The 15,282-nt window shown below is 60.7% G+C and carries 14 protein-coding genes and 1 other RNA gene; 8 read left to right on the forward strand and 7 right to left on the reverse strand.

Annotated features, from left to right (window positions below; translation table 11 throughout):
• Positions 1 to 56: 56 nt before the first annotated feature.
• The 4 genes from GFM02_RS28830 to GFM02_RS28845 all read right to left on the reverse strand — a co-directional run bounded on the left by GFM02_RS28830 (position 57) and on the right by GFM02_RS28845 (position 4,194).
• On the reverse strand, positions 57 to 1,274 hold the full coding sequence (locus GFM02_RS28830) for a lytic murein transglycosylase (RefSeq protein ID WP_168323541.1): 1,218 nt from the start codon (positions 1,272 to 1,274) through the stop codon (positions 57 to 59).
• An 81-nt stretch (positions 1,275 to 1,355) separates the two neighbouring features.
• Entirely contained in the window at positions 1,356 to 2,153 is a 798-nt protein-coding gene (locus GFM02_RS28835) for a glycoside hydrolase family 25 protein (RefSeq protein WP_131666304.1), read from the reverse strand.
• Positions 2,154 to 2,278: 125 nt separating this feature from the next.
• On the reverse strand, positions 2,279 to 2,953 hold the full coding sequence (locus GFM02_RS28840) for a class I SAM-dependent methyltransferase (protein WP_410001494.1): 675 nt from the start codon (positions 2,951 to 2,953) through the stop codon (positions 2,279 to 2,281).
• Positions 2,950 to 4,194: a DUF3419 family protein gene (locus tag GFM02_RS28845; protein WP_020050852.1), complete on the reverse strand. Its 1,245-nt coding sequence runs from the start codon at positions 4,192 to 4,194 to the stop codon at positions 2,950 to 2,952. Before GFM02_RS28845 ends, GFM02_RS28840 begins: the two co-directional genes overlap by 4 nt.
• Before the next feature lie 217 nt (positions 4,195 to 4,411).
• On the opposite strand from GFM02_RS28845, the gene GFM02_RS28850 reads away from it, so the two are divergent.
• Positions 4,412 to 5,836 carry a serine hydrolase domain-containing protein gene (locus GFM02_RS28850; RefSeq protein WP_168323542.1) on the forward strand — a complete coding sequence of 475 codons (1,425 nt, stop codon included), beginning with the start codon at positions 4,412 to 4,414 and terminating at the stop codon, positions 5,834 to 5,836.
• 109 nt (positions 5,837 to 5,945) lie between these two features.
• Here the strand turns inward: GFM02_RS28850 and GFM02_RS28855 are convergent, their stop codons facing one another.
• From GFM02_RS28855 to GFM02_RS28865, 3 genes are all read right to left on the reverse strand, one after another.
• Positions 5,946 to 6,887, reverse strand: coding sequence for a lytic transglycosylase domain-containing protein (locus GFM02_RS28855; RefSeq protein WP_168272118.1), 942 nt, complete (start codon positions 6,885 to 6,887; stop codon positions 5,946 to 5,948).
• A gap of 125 nt (positions 6,888 to 7,012) precedes the next feature.
• Entirely contained in the window at positions 7,013 to 7,648 is a 636-nt protein-coding gene (locus GFM02_RS28860) for a LysE family translocator (RefSeq protein ID WP_065280696.1), read from the reverse strand.
• A gap of 57 nt (positions 7,649 to 7,705) precedes the next feature.
• Positions 7,706 to 8,917, reverse strand: coding sequence for a pyrophosphate--fructose-6-phosphate 1-phosphotransferase (locus tag GFM02_RS28865; protein WP_168272117.1), 1,212 nt, complete (start codon positions 8,915 to 8,917; stop codon positions 7,706 to 7,708).
• A gap of 410 nt (positions 8,918 to 9,327) precedes the next feature.
• Here GFM02_RS28865 and GFM02_RS28870 point away from each other — a divergent pair, with 410 nt between their 5' ends.
• The 7 genes from GFM02_RS28870 (at position 9,328) to rsmH (ending at position 15,281) form a co-directional block, all read left to right on the forward strand.
• Positions 9,328 to 10,035 carry a J domain-containing protein gene (locus GFM02_RS28870; protein WP_017961314.1) on the forward strand — a complete coding sequence of 236 codons (708 nt, stop codon included), beginning with the start codon at positions 9,328 to 9,330 and terminating at the stop codon, positions 10,033 to 10,035.
• The gene (locus GFM02_RS28875) at positions 10,032 to 10,793 is read left to right on the forward strand and encodes an N-acetylmuramoyl-L-alanine amidase (RefSeq protein WP_168272116.1); all 762 of its coding nucleotides are present in this window, start codon (positions 10,032 to 10,034) and stop codon (positions 10,791 to 10,793) included. Before GFM02_RS28870 ends, GFM02_RS28875 begins: the two co-directional genes overlap by 4 nt.
• A 262-nt stretch (positions 10,794 to 11,055) precedes the next feature.
• The gene (locus GFM02_RS28880; protein WP_072637782.1) at positions 11,056 to 11,676 is read left to right on the forward strand and encodes a lytic transglycosylase domain-containing protein; all 621 of its coding nucleotides are present in this window, start codon (positions 11,056 to 11,058) and stop codon (positions 11,674 to 11,676) included.
• An 82-nt stretch (positions 11,677 to 11,758) separates the two neighbouring features.
• A complete protein-coding gene (locus tag GFM02_RS28885) occupies positions 11,759 to 12,934 on the forward strand; it encodes an NAD(P)/FAD-dependent oxidoreductase (RefSeq protein WP_168272115.1) in 1,176 nt (391 codons plus the stop codon).
• A 53-nt stretch (positions 12,935 to 12,987) separates the two neighbouring features.
• Positions 12,988 to 13,385, forward strand: an RNA gene (rnpB, locus tag GFM02_RS28890) — RNase P RNA component class A.
• 415 nt (positions 13,386 to 13,800) lie between these two features.
• Positions 13,801 to 14,238, forward strand: coding sequence for a division/cell wall cluster transcriptional repressor MraZ (gene mraZ, locus GFM02_RS28895; RefSeq protein ID WP_024320776.1), 438 nt, complete (start codon positions 13,801 to 13,803; stop codon positions 14,236 to 14,238).
• Between the two features lie 17 nt (positions 14,239 to 14,255).
• Positions 14,256 to 15,281, forward strand: a complete 1,026-nt coding sequence (gene rsmH, locus GFM02_RS28900; protein WP_168323543.1) for a 16S rRNA (cytosine(1402)-N(4))-methyltransferase RsmH — start codon at positions 14,256 to 14,258, stop codon at positions 15,279 to 15,281.
• The last annotated feature ends 1 nt before the right edge of the window (position 15,282 follow it).

Consider the following 15,282-nt stretch of genomic DNA (forward strand, 5'->3'; position numbering starts at 1 on the left):
GAGGACCGCGCCACCCGTTTCTTGCCAAGCGGGCGGCGGTAAAAAGTCAGCGGGGCTCAGAGAGCATTGAGGAGGGCAGGCGTCGCCCAGCCGTCAGCCGGCATGCCGAGGCGCTGCTGTTCCTTCTGGATCGCGACACGTGTGCCGGAGCCGAGGATGCCGTCGATCTCGCCGACATCATGGCCAAGCGACTGCAGCTTGGTCTGCAACGCCTTCATCTGGTCGCTGGCAAGCCCCTGTTCCGGCACGCCCTTGAGGTAGGGTTCGGCGCCAGAAAGGCGCGTTCCGAAATAGGCGGCCGAGGTCGTGTAGATGAACGACTTGTTCCATTCGAGATAGATCTTGAAATTGGGATAGGCGATGAAAGCGGGTCCCATGCGGCCCTGCGGCAGAACGAGGTCGCCTTCGAGGTTACCGAAGGCGGTATTGCCATCTCGCGGCTTGACGCCGAGTGCGAACCATTCGGCGGCCTTCATCGTGCCGCCAAGACCGGATTTCTCGAAGGGCAGGTTATCGGGCAGGGTCACTTCCTGCAGCCAGGGCTGGCCGCGCTCGAAGCCGAGGTGCTGGATGAATTTCGCTGCCGTCAGGATGGCGTCCGGGCTGCTCTGTTTCAGGCGGATATGACCGTCGCCGTCGCCGTCCATTCCATAGGCGATGATGTCGCGCGGCAGCATCTGCACCTGGCCGATCTCGCCGGCCCAGGCGCCGGTATTGGTGGCGGGGTCGAGGTCGCCATGCTCGACCATCTCGATAAGGGCGATCAGCTGCGGACGGAAGAGTTCCGGACGGCGGCAGTCATGCGACAGCGTCACCAGGGCGTTGCGGGTGTTGAAATCGCCCTGGACGGCGCCGAAATCGGTTTCCATCGCCCAGAAGGCGGTGATGACGCCCGGGGGGACGCCGAATTCCTGCTCGGCGCGGGCAAAGACGTCGGCATATTGCTTCATCTTCTGGCGGCCGATGTCGAGGCGAGCCTGGCTGACGGTGCGCTGGGAGAATTCGAGGAAGGTCTGCTTGAAGACGCCTTGGGCGCGATCCCGGCTCAGGACCTTGGGATCGATATCGGCGCCGGCGAAGGCTTCGTCGGCGGCTGCCGCACTGGCGCCGGCTGCGATAGCATCTTTCTTCACGCCTTCGAGGAACGCGGACAGATCGCCGCCGCAGGGCGCTGCCGGGGCTGCGCCCGGCGCCTGCTGGGCCGCCGCGCCGCCTGCAAGGGCGAAGGCAAACAGAAGGGCGAGTGCAGAGCGGCTTGCGAGCGAGCGGTGCATGGATGCGGTCCTTATATCAAACAGATTTCCGTCGCTTTCACAGACGAATGTGACGGAAGCAAGAAACATCGCAAGACGTTACTAAGAATTTCTATCCTTGGAAACGGCGGCGACCCAATTGTTCCAGTTCTTTGCGCTGCCGCCAAAGACATTGATGTCGGTCGGCCCACTGATGCCGGGAATAACGCCGGTCGAGGTATATTGCCAGAAGGCCCAGCGGCGGTCGGAATAGGTCGCCTCGGGGTGTTTTGCCACCGAACGGACCCAGAAATGATAATCCTGGAAGTAGCCGACGAGATTTTCGCGGTGGAAATCGACCGAGGTGTAGATGATCGGGCGCTTGCCGTAATAGGCCTCCAGCCGGTCCATGAAACGCTGCATTTCGGCGCGCACCGTTTCAGCGTCGGGACGGTAGCGGCAGGTCTTCGATTCGCCGTTCCATTCGACGTCAAGCACCGGCGGCAGCCGCATGGCCGCCTTCGGCACGTTGCGGATGAACCAGTCGGCCTGCTGATCGGCGGAGGAGCAGAAATAGTAGAAATGATAGGGAGCGTGCGGGATGCCGGCGGCGCCAGCCTCTCGCCAGTATTCGTCGAAGCGCGGATCGACTCTGTCCTTGCCTTCGGTGGCTTTGATGAAGGCGAAGGAGACGCCTGAATTCTTCACCGTGCCCCAGTCGATATCGCCCTGCCATTTGGAAATATCGATGCCGTGCACCGGATTCTGCTGCGGATGCTTTGCTCCGAAATCCTGGGGATCGGTGTCCTTGAAGCGCGTCTTCGGCTTGATCGACGCCGTTTCGAGATAGTCATAACCCGAGGAACTGCAGCCGGCTAAAAGGACGGCCAAGGGCAAAACGCAAAACAATAGCCGGCGCATGGGCGTCCCGTCGTAGCTCGAATGATCTCTTTGCCCCACAACCTGACCTTCGAAAAAGACGAGTCAGCAGAGGATAACCCTCTATTCGCCATATCAACGTAAAAAATCGGTTAGTTTCAAGCGAATTATGAGCGCTTGCTGATAATAGCTGCCCGCCAGGCATAACCGCCGCCGACGGTATCGAACAACAATGTCGCGTTGTTTTCATGGGCTTGCGCTTCCAGGACCTCGCGCAGATCGGGGCGCGGGGTGACGTGGAATTTTGCAAGCCAGGACTGCAGCATGCGCCGGAACCAGCCCGGCAAGCCTTCCTGTTGGCCGAAATCGACGATGTGCAGCTGGCCGCCGGGCTTGAGGGCGGCGATCGATGCATCGACGGCGCGCTCCCAGTCCGGGATCATCGACAGGGCATAGGAAATCAGGATGCGGTCGAAGCCGCTGACGCCGAATTCGCGCGGCGTGAACGCCGTGGCATCGGCGACGCGGAATTCCGGGATTGTCGCCTTGTTGGCAAAGGTCTTGCGCGCCGAAATCAGCATTTCCTGGGAAATGTCGAGACCGAACAGCTTGGCGGTCGGGAAATGCCGGTGGGCGAAGGCCATGTTGCGCCCGGTGCCGCAGCCGACTTCAAGCAGGGTGCCGCCCTCGGGAACGTCGAGATTACGGATCGTGCTGTCGCGGCCGAGAAGATAATATTTGCGGGTGAGGTCGTAGATATGGCGCTGGTAGCGGTACATGCCATCCATCAGGCTGGCATGTTCATCGTCCTTTGCCGCCATATGGGTATCGACCTTGCTCACGCCTTCTTCCCGTAAATGTGGAAGCCGCCGTAGATTGCCGAGCGATCGAGCGCGGTCAGCTCACGCGACTTCTCCTCGAAGTAATCCCACTGGTCGCGGATCGCCGGAGCCAGTCGGCCTTCGATGATGCTCTTTTCTGCGGCGGTGCGGAAGATCACGCGGGCGCCTTCGCGCGCCGTGCGGGTGATTTCCGTCCAGACGTCGTTCAACTGCTCGTCCGTCATCCAGTCCTGTGCGTCGAGCAGGATGTAGCGGTCGCGTGAGGCGGCCGGCTCGCGGGCCAGAAGCTCGGTGAAGCTTGCGTGGTGAACGTTGACGCGATCGACATTGGCGCGGATTACCTGATAGTGCTCCGACTTCAGATAGGTCGGCAGCGGGCCTTCCGCTTCGGTGCCGTAACGGCGGCCGAAGGCCTGCCAGGCGAAATAGTTGTCGCTCATCGGGAAATGACAGGCGAGTTTTTCGAGGCGGTGCTTCAGCACCGGCGCGATCGAATGATCGGCGGCAAGGCTTGCAAGCTCGTCATATTGCTGCGGCGGAATGCCGAGGCCGAAGAGCGAGCTCTTGCGGCCGGTGATCCAGCGCACAACCGGTTTTTCGAAGAGCGGCGCGATCTGCTCGTCGAAGAACTGGCGCTGCTCGCGGATCGAGCGGGTCTTGGTCATCTCGCGCAGCTTGACACCATGCAGGCGGGCAAGAAGGTGGGCGGCGCCGATGAAGCGACCGAGCAGGCCCGTTTCGTAAATGTTGCGGTCGAAGACGGTGACGCGGCGACGGCCGAACTTACGGCCGTTCCAGTAGCTGCGGGTCGCCTCATCGAGACGGGCGGCGAGATGCTGGTCGTAGGCGCGGCTGTTCGACTTCTCGTTCGGCATTGCCAGGAAGCGGACGAGATCGGCATGGCCGGGAAGGTGCTTGAAGGCGGCAAGCTTCAGGCGGTTCAGCGCGATGTGGTGCGGGTTGAGATCGACGACGTCGATCGAGGCCGGCGCTTTGGAGAGATAGGCGAGCATGTTGCAGCCGCCGGAGCCGATGGTGACGATGCGATGGTTTGGCTTCAGCTCCATCGCCTGCATGTCGAGATCCGGATCCTCCCAGATCTGCGGATAGACGAGGCCGGAGAAGAGAAGGCCGAAGAGACGCTCAGAAAAGCCATCCTTCGAAAAAGCCTTATGGCGGAGAAGGGCGTCCTTGAGTTTCCGGTTCTTGCGGAAGCCGGCATCCGGTGCAAATTCTGACATGAGTCTGTCACCTTTTTAGCGTTCAGGGCGTGTAGCGCGCCACTGCTACAGTTTGATGACGTGGGCTGTGGGGGAGCCGTTCCTAGGACTTCGACCTCCTCGGGAAAGCGACCGGGATGGCTCTCCTGGGAAAGTGATCGGGAGGATCGCTCTTCTGCGTTTCGACCCCTTTCCGCCGCGTGAGATTCCTGCTTCTCTCCCGGCATGGAGGAATGCCATGCGATTTGTCCTGCGTATCCTGAAGGCGCTTGCTCTCCTTCTCGTTCTCCTCGTCATCACTGCCGCCGGCTGGCTGTTCATCCGGCCGCCGGAGCTGCTGCGCGTCGGCGACGGCTATGCCGCCAAGATTGTCTGTTCCAATGTCTTCATCGCCGGCCGCAACGCGGAGGACGTGCTGGAGGACGATGTGCAGGCGCCGGGAAACCCGCTGCTCCGGCTTGTGCGCGTCAGCGTCGACCTTGACAACGGCCGCGTGACGGCTCGCTTCATGGGGTTGTTCGCATCGAGTTACTCGCTCTATCGCGGCGGGCTCGGCTGCACGAGTGTGCCGGACGGCGATTTCGAAGCGGCGGCGAATGCCGTGCCCTTCGATGCGCCGGCCAAGATAGAGACGAACGATGCATTATGGCCGCAGGGCGAGGGCGTCGGCGATTCCGACGGGAAGATTGCCGCTGTGCTGGCCGATGCCGGGCTTGCCGGCCCGGCCATGCGGGCGGTCGTGGTGGTGCGGGATGGTCGCATCGTCGCGGAAGCCTATGCCCGCGGATTCTCGGCGAAGACGCCGCTGATCGGCTGGTCGATGACGAAGACGGTGAATGCGGCGATCCTCGGTCGCCTGATGCTCGACGGCAAGATCTCCTTCGACGACGATCATCTGCTGGCGCAGTGGAAGGACGATGCTCGCGCCAAAATAAAGGTTTCCGACCTGCTTGGCATGGAAAGCGGCCTTGCCTTCAACGAGAATTATGGCGATGTCGCCGACGTAACGCGCATGCTCTATCTCGATCCCGACATGGTATCGCTGCCGGCCAATGCGCCGATGGAGGCAGCACCCGGCCAGCGCTTCCGCTATTCGAGCGGCACGGCCGTGCTGCTCTCGCGCATCTGGATGGATAGGGTCGGCAATGCTCAGGCGGCTTTTTCCTATCCGCACGAAGCGTTGTTTTCGCCACTCGGCATGACGAGCGCCGTGTTCGAACTCGATGCGCGCGGCACGTTCGCCGGAAGCTCCTATCTTTATGCGACGGCGCGTGATTGGGCGCGCTTCGGGCAGTTTCTGCTGCAGGATGGCGTGTGGAACGGTCGGCGGCTACTGCCGGAGGGTTTCGTCGGCGCCATGCGCACGCCGACGGCTGCTTCGAACGGCCGGTACACGCAGGGCCAGGCCTGGCTCGCTCCCGGCGGCGGCTCGAGCGCCGCGTTTGGGCTGCCGGAGGATACGTTCTGGCTGACCGGGCATGACGGGCAGAGCATGGCGATCGTGCCGTCCGCCAATCTGGTCGTGGTTCGGCTCGGACTGACGCCGAGCTGGTTCGGCTACCAGCCGCGGACGCTTCTCAAGGCGATCTTGGCGGCCTTGCCGCAATCGGGAGCGCCGGAGCAGCAGGCCGGATCGCAAGGGCAAGCCCAGCCGCAGCCATAAGGTCCGGGGTTTGTTCAGCTGATATCTCTGCTGCATATTCAAAATGCTACAGCGTCCTCTGCGCGCCTGAAAAGACGCGCGGCGCTGTTGTTTCAGCAATTGCCGGGTTTCAGTAGTTACCGTGGGCGATGTCGGTCATGCCCTTGCGCTTGGCGTCGTAATAATAACCGCGGGCGTAGAGGCGAACGGCATCGTCTTCCTTGCTGTCGGAGACGAGCCAGGCGCCGCGCAGATATTTCGCGGCATATTTGATGTTGGTTTCGGCATCGAAGAGGCCGCCCGGGGCACCGTCATAGCCCATGGACTTGGCGGTGTTATACTTGATCTGCATGAGGCCGAAATAGCCGCGCTTGTTGTAGGCCTTCGCATTATAGCGGCTCTCGCGATGGACGACGCGATGGAGCAGGGTCTCGGGAATTTCGTAGACCTTCGAATATTTCTGGATGAGCTTGGTGACAAAGCTCTTCTCGACGGTCGGCGCATCGTCTTTGTCGTCGTCGCTGAACATCGGGGGGGCGGTCGGCGGATCGATCGGCCCGGATTCGTCGAAACCGTAGTCCATGCTGGCACGCGGCGTGGTGTCGACTGCGGCAAGTGCTGCAAGCGCGCTGTTTTGCGGTGTCGCGGCAAAGGCAAGCTGCGTCGTCGGCTGTGCCGGCGTTCCCGGACGCGGCGTCGGCACGACGGACTGGATCGCCGTCATCTCGGGCGTCAGCGGGATCTGCGCATAGGCTGCCGGCTGCATGCCTGCCTGCATGGCAAGATCGCCAGGCTGGGAGGCCGTCACGGCCGGCATCGCCGTTGCGGTCAGGGAGGGCGATGTCTGGGGAATGGTGGCGCCTGCAACAGCCCGACCGGCTGCGCCTTCGGCTGTCGGGATCGCGGCGAGTGTTGCATCTTCGCCGGGTTTCGGCATCGGCACGACGGTCTGGGCGGCTGTCAGTTCGGCCTGGGACGTATATTCGACGCTCGTACATCCCGTCATCACGCCGCAGAGTATTGTCGAGACGACAAGACTGCGTTTCAGGCCGGATAATCCGATCGCTACCATTCCGCCACTTTCGTGAAATCGCGCCGCCCCGGCAGCGTATAAAAGTTACCAAAAGCCTTAAGCCCTGGTGACCCCATTAACCTATTCGTGGCATTCCGGCAACCACGGAATATTTCGGAATATTTCTACGCTGCAATACGACGATACCCGGCCGTTACGGCGCCTGCAGCGATCAGCAGAGTGCCTCCGGTTCTGTTTACGGCGCGCTGGATGCTCGCCTTGCGAATCAGTCCGCGCGCGCTATGGGCAAGAAAGGCGTAGGTGGAAGCGTTGAGGATCGCCAGCACGAGGAAGGTCGCTTCCATGATCGCCATCTGCCCGACGAAGGGCAGGGCCGGATTGAGGAACTGCGGCACGAAGGCGACGAAGAAGATGATGCTCTTCGGATTGAGGGCGGTGACGACATAGGCGTGGAGGAAGATCTTGAGCGACTTCTCCTCCGGCAGGTTGTCGTTGTCGGCAACCGGTTCGCCGATGATGGGAGCCCGCCAGAGCTTGATTCCCAGCCAGATCAGGTAGGCGCCGCCAATCCACTTCAAGACGGTGAAGAGGGTCGCGGAGGCGGCCAGGACGGCGCCGAGACCGAAGAGAGAGGCCGTCATCGCCGTGAAGTCACCAAGCGCCACGCCGCCCACCGTCGCGAACGCCGTCCGGCGCCCATGACCGAGCGCATAGGAAACGACGAGCAGTATCGTCGGCCCCGGTATGGCCAGCATGATGGCGGATGCGGCCGCAAAAGCCAGCCAAGCTTCAAGTGACATGGTGTCTCCTCCTATTCCTCGCGAACAAGCAAAGACATCATATTAACCATCCGTCAATCACGCTTCTTTGTATTTCTGGCCTATATTGTCCATGACTTCCGCAAACCATGCCGTCGAAAGGTCAAAAGCCTTGCCGCCCTTGATGCGCGGGAATTCTATAGTGCGCAATTTACCGTTCTGGCCTTCATCATGGCCGGTGACGCCGGAGACTTTATTGAGCGCGCTTTCGACGGCGAGATCGACCATGCTCTGGATCAGCCTGAGGTCATCGCCGTTCGCGGGCGCCGAGCGGGCGAAATAACCTGATTTCTGCACCAGGGAACGCTCGGCGTCGAGCAGATTGGCAAACTGCTTCTGGAACCAGGCGCCGACATTGATCGTGTCGATTTTCACATGGCCGAAAGCATCGCGCTTGACGGTTTCGCCGGCGGCTTCGCGCTCGGCGACGATGGCGTCGAGGCAGGCGCCTTCCGAGACGAAGACCGTGGCGTGGCCGTTGCGGTCCATGCTTTCCTTCAGCCGGGCGACCTCGGCGTCGAGGTCGAAGGCCATCTCAGGCAGGTAGACGGCGTCGATACTCTTCAGGTGCGCGTCCATCATCAGGCCGTCGACATACTGGTTGCGGCTGGTGCGCTGCAGATAGGCGCGGGCGGTGGCGGCCGTCAGCCAACCGCAATGGCGGCCCATGACTTCATGGATGACGAGGGTGCGGGGGGCGGCGGTCTGCTCGTTGCCGACATTGTCGAAGAAATGCGCGCCGACTTCGGCGGCCGTCCAGGCGCCGAGCGACTGGCGGATCGGCACGACGTCGTTGTCGACAGTCTTCGGCAGGCCGACGACGGTGAGATCGTAGCCGTTGGCGGCGAGGTAGGCGGCAAGGTCGGCGGCCGTGGTGTTGGTGTCGTCGCCGCCGATCGTGTGGAGAATGGTGATGCCGTCATTGGCGAGGCGTTCGGCGGCGACCCGCAGCGGATTCTCGCCTTCCTTGACCAGGCCGCGCTTGACGCAGTCGGCGGCATTGGTGAGCTTGACGCGGCTGTTGCCGATCGGCGAGCCACCGTAGCGGTGCAGCAGCGGCGCCTTTTCGCGCATCGCGCGGCTGATCTCGATGCTGTCGCCGAGGAGCACACCCTGGTAGCCCGACTTGTAAGCGACGATTTCGAGCTCGGGCGCGACGTCGCTATAGCGTTCGATAAGGCCGCCGACGGCGGACGAAAGACAGGGCGCCAGGCCTCCGGCGGTCAGCATTGCGACTTTCTGTTTGGCCATGATCCCTCCTACGGTGTTTCGATGCGGCAGCTTAGCTAGCGCATGGATGCGGCAGGGAAAGGGCCCTGTAAAGTAAAGAATTTACGAAAAATGCGCCTTTCTGCCGTGTTGCATCCTAAAGGCGACGCGAAGTGCTGATATAATCGTTTCAAGCCGGCCTGCGTGTCGGGAACTGCCCGTGGAAATTTCCGCCGCTCGTTCCGGAATCCACATGCCCGGCAAATGCCGGCGACCGCCGGCCATGCCCTCACGCGAGATGAAAGCGGGCGTGATGAATCGTTTGCTGCGGTGCGACAATTACCAAATCGTGAAAACTGTGTTCGGCCCTACGACGAATAGTCGCCTTGCAAAGGCTACGATTCTTTGGTCAAGCTGTTTCTCTATACGTTGACAAGTGTGTGAGATTTTCGATGTCCTTCTGGGAAAAACTGTTGAATGCCATTGGCAATACCGCAGGCAATGCGCTGTCTGCGGTGGTCGAGGCTATCCGCACGGTTTTTGAAGGTGATCCCGAGACCCGGCGTAAGGTGGCTTTCTCGGTGGCGATTATCGCGCTGTCGGCCAAGATGGCCAAGGCCGACGGCATCGTCAGCGAGAAGGAAGTCGAAGCCTTTCGCGAAATCTTCGAGTTTCCGCAGGATCAAGCGAAGAATGTCGCCAGGCTCTACAATCTCGCGCGCCAGGACGTCGCCGGCTACGAAGCCTATGCCGAACGGCTCTCGACGCTCTGCGTAACCTGTGCGGCCAATTGCCCGGTGCTGGAAGACGTGCTCGACGGCCTCTTCCACATCGCCAAGGCCGACGGGCTGATCCATGAGAAGGAACTGAATTTCCTGCGCCATATCGGCGAGATCTTCCAGATGAGCGAGATCCGCTTCGAGCAGATCGCCGCCCGCCACGTCTCGTCCGGCGGCGATCCCTACAAGGTGCTCGGTGTCTCGCCTTCCGATGATTTCCCGACTATCCGCCGCCGTTACCACGGCCTCGTCAGCGAACATCATCCCGACCGGCTGATCTCGCGCGGCGTGCCGAAGGAATTCCATGTGATCGCCAATGAGCGGATGGCGGCGCTGAACGCGGCCTATGAGGCGATCGAGAAGGAACGCCGCGCCGCATGACCTCTTTCGAGGCCGACTGCAGAAGCGCCCGCGTGCAGCCTTCGCCGAACCATGGCGAACGGGCGGACGGGCGCCGTCCTGATATGATCCTGCTGCACTATACCGGCATGCCGACGGCAGATGGTGCGCTCGACTGGCTCTGTCGCGCCGAAAGCCAGGTTTCCAGCCATTATTTCGTGCATGAGAATGGCGAGGTCGTGCAGCTCGTGCCGGAAATGCGGCGTGCCTGGCATGCGGGAAAAAGCAGCTGGCACGGCGAGACCGATATCAATTCGCTGTCGATCGGCATCGAGATCGCCAATGCCGGCCATCCCGGCGGGCTTCCTGATTATCCGAAAGAGCAGATCGCCGCGGTGATCGAATTGTGTCGCGACTGTGTCAAACGTTGGTCGATCACGCCGGAACGGGTCCTCGGGCATTCCGATGTCGCTCCGATCCGCAAGGTCGATCCGGGCGAGAAATTCCCCTGGGCCGCGCTCCACCAAGCGGGCATTGGGCACTGGGTCGAGCCGGCAACGATCACCGGTGGGCGCTTCTTCCAACGCGGCGATACCGGTCAACCTGTGGAAGCGCTGCAGTCGATGCTGTCGCTTTATGGTTACAACACTGAAATCACAGGTGAATTTTCCGAAAAAACGGCGGGTGACGTCGAAGCTTTCCAGCGCCATTTTCGGCCCGAACGGATCGATGGCATCGCCGATTTCTCGACGATCGACACGCTGCACCGGCTGCTGTCGGCTTTGCCGCGTTATTCCTGATTCCTCGACAATTACTGAAACGCTGAATTTCGCACTGCAGCGCGAAATTCGGCCTGCCACATCATTTCCCTATTATCTCCTCATTGCGATGGTCTAAGAACGTCCGCCAAGCGGTGCTCGGGGTTATTTTCGAGTTAAACCAAGGGCGTTATGTGAAACGATAAGAATTACCGTGAATACCGATCGGTCCTTGATCTGGTATTCATTATGACAGCGAGGCGCGCCGTCCGGAAATTCTTTGGGTCGGAGTGTTCAAGACTACATGAGAAAACTGATTGTTGTTGCTGCAACATGCGTTGGCATGGTGCTGGCGGGAAATAGCTTTGCCTTTGCGAATGATTGGGGTGTGCGAGCCGATGCGCCGGTGAAGAAGGTCGAGCGTCCTTCGAAGAAGGCAGAGCGTCCGTTGAAGAAAGCGGAGCGTTCGGTCAAGCCGGCGAAGCGTCCGCTCAAGGCGGCGGAACGCCCGCTGAAGACGGTCGAGCGCCAGAGCGGTTACCCCGTCGCCAATGTTTCCGGCAATTCCTATTCCGTACTGATCAGCAAATATGCGAACCAATATGATGTACCGGTTGCGCTTGCGACCGCGGTCATCCGCATCGAAAGCAATTTCAATCCGAATGCGCGCGGCAGCCACGGTGAAATCGGCCTGATGCAGATAAAGCCTGCAACTGCCCGCATGATGGGCTATTCCGGCAGCGCCAAGGGCCTGTTCGATCCGGAAACCAACATCAAGTACGGCATGAAATATCTGGCTGCCGCCCATGATCTCGGTGGTGGCGAGACCTGCAACACCATCCTCAAATACAATGCCGGCCATGGCGCCACGCGCATGAACCCGGTGTCCAAGTCCTATTGCGGCAAGGTTCTGGCAATGCTCTGAGCGCTGAAGCGCATATCCCTGACAAGAGCTGGATGATTCAAGATGATTGCTATGGTATCGCTGGAATTTAGCGAGGTGGGATATGGCGGTCGATTTCAGGTTCATCGTTATCGGCCGCGGCATGATGGGTGCCGCGGCCGCAAAATATCTGGCACGCCAGACGGATGGCGTCGCCGTCATCGGCCCTGATGAGCCTGATGATCGCAAGACGCATAAGGGTGTCTTCGCAAGCCATTATGACGAGGGGCGCATTACCCGTACCATCGATCCCGACCGCAATTGGGCACTGCTCGCCAACCGCTCGATCGACCGCTATGGCGAGATCGCCGGCGACAGCGGCATCGATTTCTATCGCGAGGTCGGCTGCGTTGTCGTCGCGCCGACCGGGGGCGATTATCTCGAGAAAACCCGACAGGCCGCCGTTTCGCTCGGCGTCGAGACCAGCCTGCTCGACGAGCAAGGGCTGAAGGCTGCCTTTCCCTTCTTCGCCTTTCCCGATGGGGGCGCGGGTGTCTTCGAGGCGAGAGGGGCCGGCCACATCAGTCCGCGTAAGCTTGTGAAAGCCCAATCGTTGCTGGCGGAAAAGGCAGGCGCCACGATCATCCGCGATCATGTCGTTTCGATCCGCAGCGAAGGTGGATCGGCTGTCGTCGAGACATCAGGTGGCCTGAGCCATCGTGCTGAGAAGGTGCTGCTGGCAGCTGGCGGATTTTCCATTGCGGAGAATCTGTTGCCGCAGCCCGTTGCTATGACTGTTTATGCCCGGACTGTGACGCTTTTCGAGGTAAGCGATGCCGACGCGGCGCGCCTGGCCGCGATGCCGTCGCTCATTCTCCGGGCGCCCGGCATCGATATCTACCTGCTGCCGCCGATCCGCTATCCTGACGGCAAATTCTACCTGAAGATCGGCGGCGATCCTGACGATCTGGCGCTCCGCGACGACACGGAAATGCGCGCCTGGTTCAAGACCGAGGGGCGCGATATGGTGCGCGCGCACCTCAAACGCATCGTTGAAGGTCTTGTGCCCGATATGGTGCCGCTTTCGATTTCGACGGCCGCCTGCGTCGTGTCGCATACGGAAAGCGGCTATCCGATGATTGGCTATAGCTCATCGCCCGAGATCGCGGTGTTGACGGGCTGCGCCGGGACGTCGGCCAAGAGCTCGGACGAAATCGGTCGGCTTGGGGCCGAGCTGCTTTTGTCAGGCGGAATCAGCGAACAGGGCTATTCCACGGATTTCACACCGCAATTTCGGTAAATAAATTTTGATTTCGATAGCAATTGCGATCTCTCTCGTTTATGGGAGCCCTGCCAGTTGGCTGGGCAGCCGCGCTTTACCAATGCCGAAAGGCGGTAGGGTGAGGAAAGTCCGGGCTCCACGGAAACACGGTGCCGGATAACGTCCGGCGAGGGCGACCTCAGGGAAAGTGCCACAGAAAGCAAACCGCCTGTCATGACAGGTAAGGGTGAAAGGGTGGGGTAAGAGCCCACCGCATCTCCGGCAACGGAAATGGCACGGTAAACCCCACCGGGAGCAAAACCGAATAGGGATGACGCGGTAGGCCGAAAGGCCTTCCGGCTGGTTTCCAGGCCAGTCATCCGGGTGGGTTGCGTGAGGCAGCGTGCGAACGCTGTCCCAGAGGAATGGCTGCCACGTTCCGGTTCACGCCGGAGCCATACAGAACCCGGCTTACAGGCCAACTGGCGATTATCATCTTGACGGCGCGGCAGCCGGATTTTCAGCGTAAGTCGCTGAAACCGGCTGTTTTCAAGCAGATGTTTATGCATCCATCGGATGGATTTTTCCTGTAGGGATACCAATGCGTGTCATTTGTAAGATGACGCCGCTAACCCTTTGTTAAACTTAACGGCTTATAAATTTTTGATCATGCGTCTATTGCAAAATGGGCGTATCCCATTGACGCCCATATGGTCCCATGCTATCCCAAATGCGCACTGCACCAGGGCAATTATCTGCCCATTTATCGCAAAGCAAAGGCGTCTTCCTCTCCGGAAGCGTCGGAGGGGTTTTTGCTCATCCGGCTTGCGAAGCTGTGCCTGATATCGGGAGTTTCGGGCGTCTTTTGGTCGTCCGGATCCCTGCGGGAACGGATGTTTCGTGTCATGAGCCGCTTCCTTTCGAATGCGACCAACAGGATCGACGCCAAGGGCAGGGTTTCCGTGCCTTCGGCTTTCCGTTCCGTGCTGGCGCAGCGCAACGTCCAGGAGCTCTATTGCTTCCAGGACTTTGTGTTTCCGGCGATCAGCGTCGGCGGTCCGGATCTTCTCGAAAGATTCGAACGGCAGATTGCTGCGGAGGATCCGTTTTCGCCGGATGCGAACGAGATGTCGCTTCTCATTCATGGAGGCGGGGTCTTCATGAAGCTCGACGCCGAGGGGCGGCTGATGGTCACGGATTTCATTCGCGGCTTCACCGGCATCTCGGACGAAGTGACCTTCGTTGGTCGGGCGGATCATTTTCAGCTCTGGCAGCCGCAGGCTTTTGTGGCCGCACAGGCGCAAGCACGAGGGGAGCGCAAGCTGGCGGGCAAGCGTTCCTGAAAAAACGAGGGAACGGAATGGTGGCGAATCCTGGCGGAGGTTCAACTGATGCCGGTGGCGGACCGGTTCGTCACATTCCGGTTCTTCTCGACGAAGTCCTTGCGGCACTGGCGCCCGCGCCCGGCAAGCTCATCCTCGACGGTACGTTCGGTGCGGGCGGTTACAGTTCAGCCATCCTTGCTGCCGGCGCCGAGGTGATCGCGCTCGATCGCGATCCGACGGCAATTGCGGCTGGCCAAGCGATGGTTGCCGCCCATGGCGGTCGTCTCAGGCTCGTTCATTCGCAATTCTCGCATCTTGCCGATCATGCGCCGCAAGCCGGGCTCGATGGCGTCGTGCTCGATATCGGCGTCTCCTCCATGCAGATCGACGAGGCCGAACGTGGCTTCTCCTTCCAGAAGAACGGGCCGCTCGACATGCGCATGTCGGCCGAAGGCGTTTCGGCCGCCGATGTCGTCAACCGCGCCAAGGTCGCCGATCTCATCCGCATCTTCCATTTTCTCGGCGAGGAAAGCCAGGCGCCGCGCATCGCCCATGCGATCGAGAAGCGACGCGAGGAAAAACCGTTCGAAACGACACGCGATCTCGCCGGTCTCATCGAAATCGTCACGCCGCGCAAGATGAAGGACAAGATCCATCCGGCAACGCGTGTCTTCCAGGCCTTGCGGATCTTCGTCAACGATGAGCTCGGCGAACTGGCGCAGGCGCTGTTTGCGGCAGAAACGGCGCTGAAGCCAGGCGGTCGGCTTGTCGTCGTTACCTTTCATTCGCTCGAAGACCGCATCGTCAAGAAATTCTTCTCCGATCGCGCCGGCAAGGCGTCGGGTTCGCGGCATCTGCCGGTCGCGCATGAGCGGGCGGCAACCTTTGCAGCGATAGGCAAACCGATGGTTTCGGCAAGCGAGGCGGAGGCCGAGATCAATCCGCGCGCTCGCTCCGCCAAGCTGCGCGCCGGTCTGAGGACGGACGCCGCCGCCGAAGCCGCGGATATGTCGCTCTTCGGGTTTCCCAATCTTGCCAGTCTCGGAAAGCTTGGAGGTTGAT

It is taken from the genome of Rhizobium leguminosarum bv. viciae (genome assembly GCF_012276115.1).
GTDB lineage: Bacteria > Pseudomonadota > Alphaproteobacteria > Rhizobiales > Rhizobiaceae > Rhizobium > Rhizobium leguminosarum_T.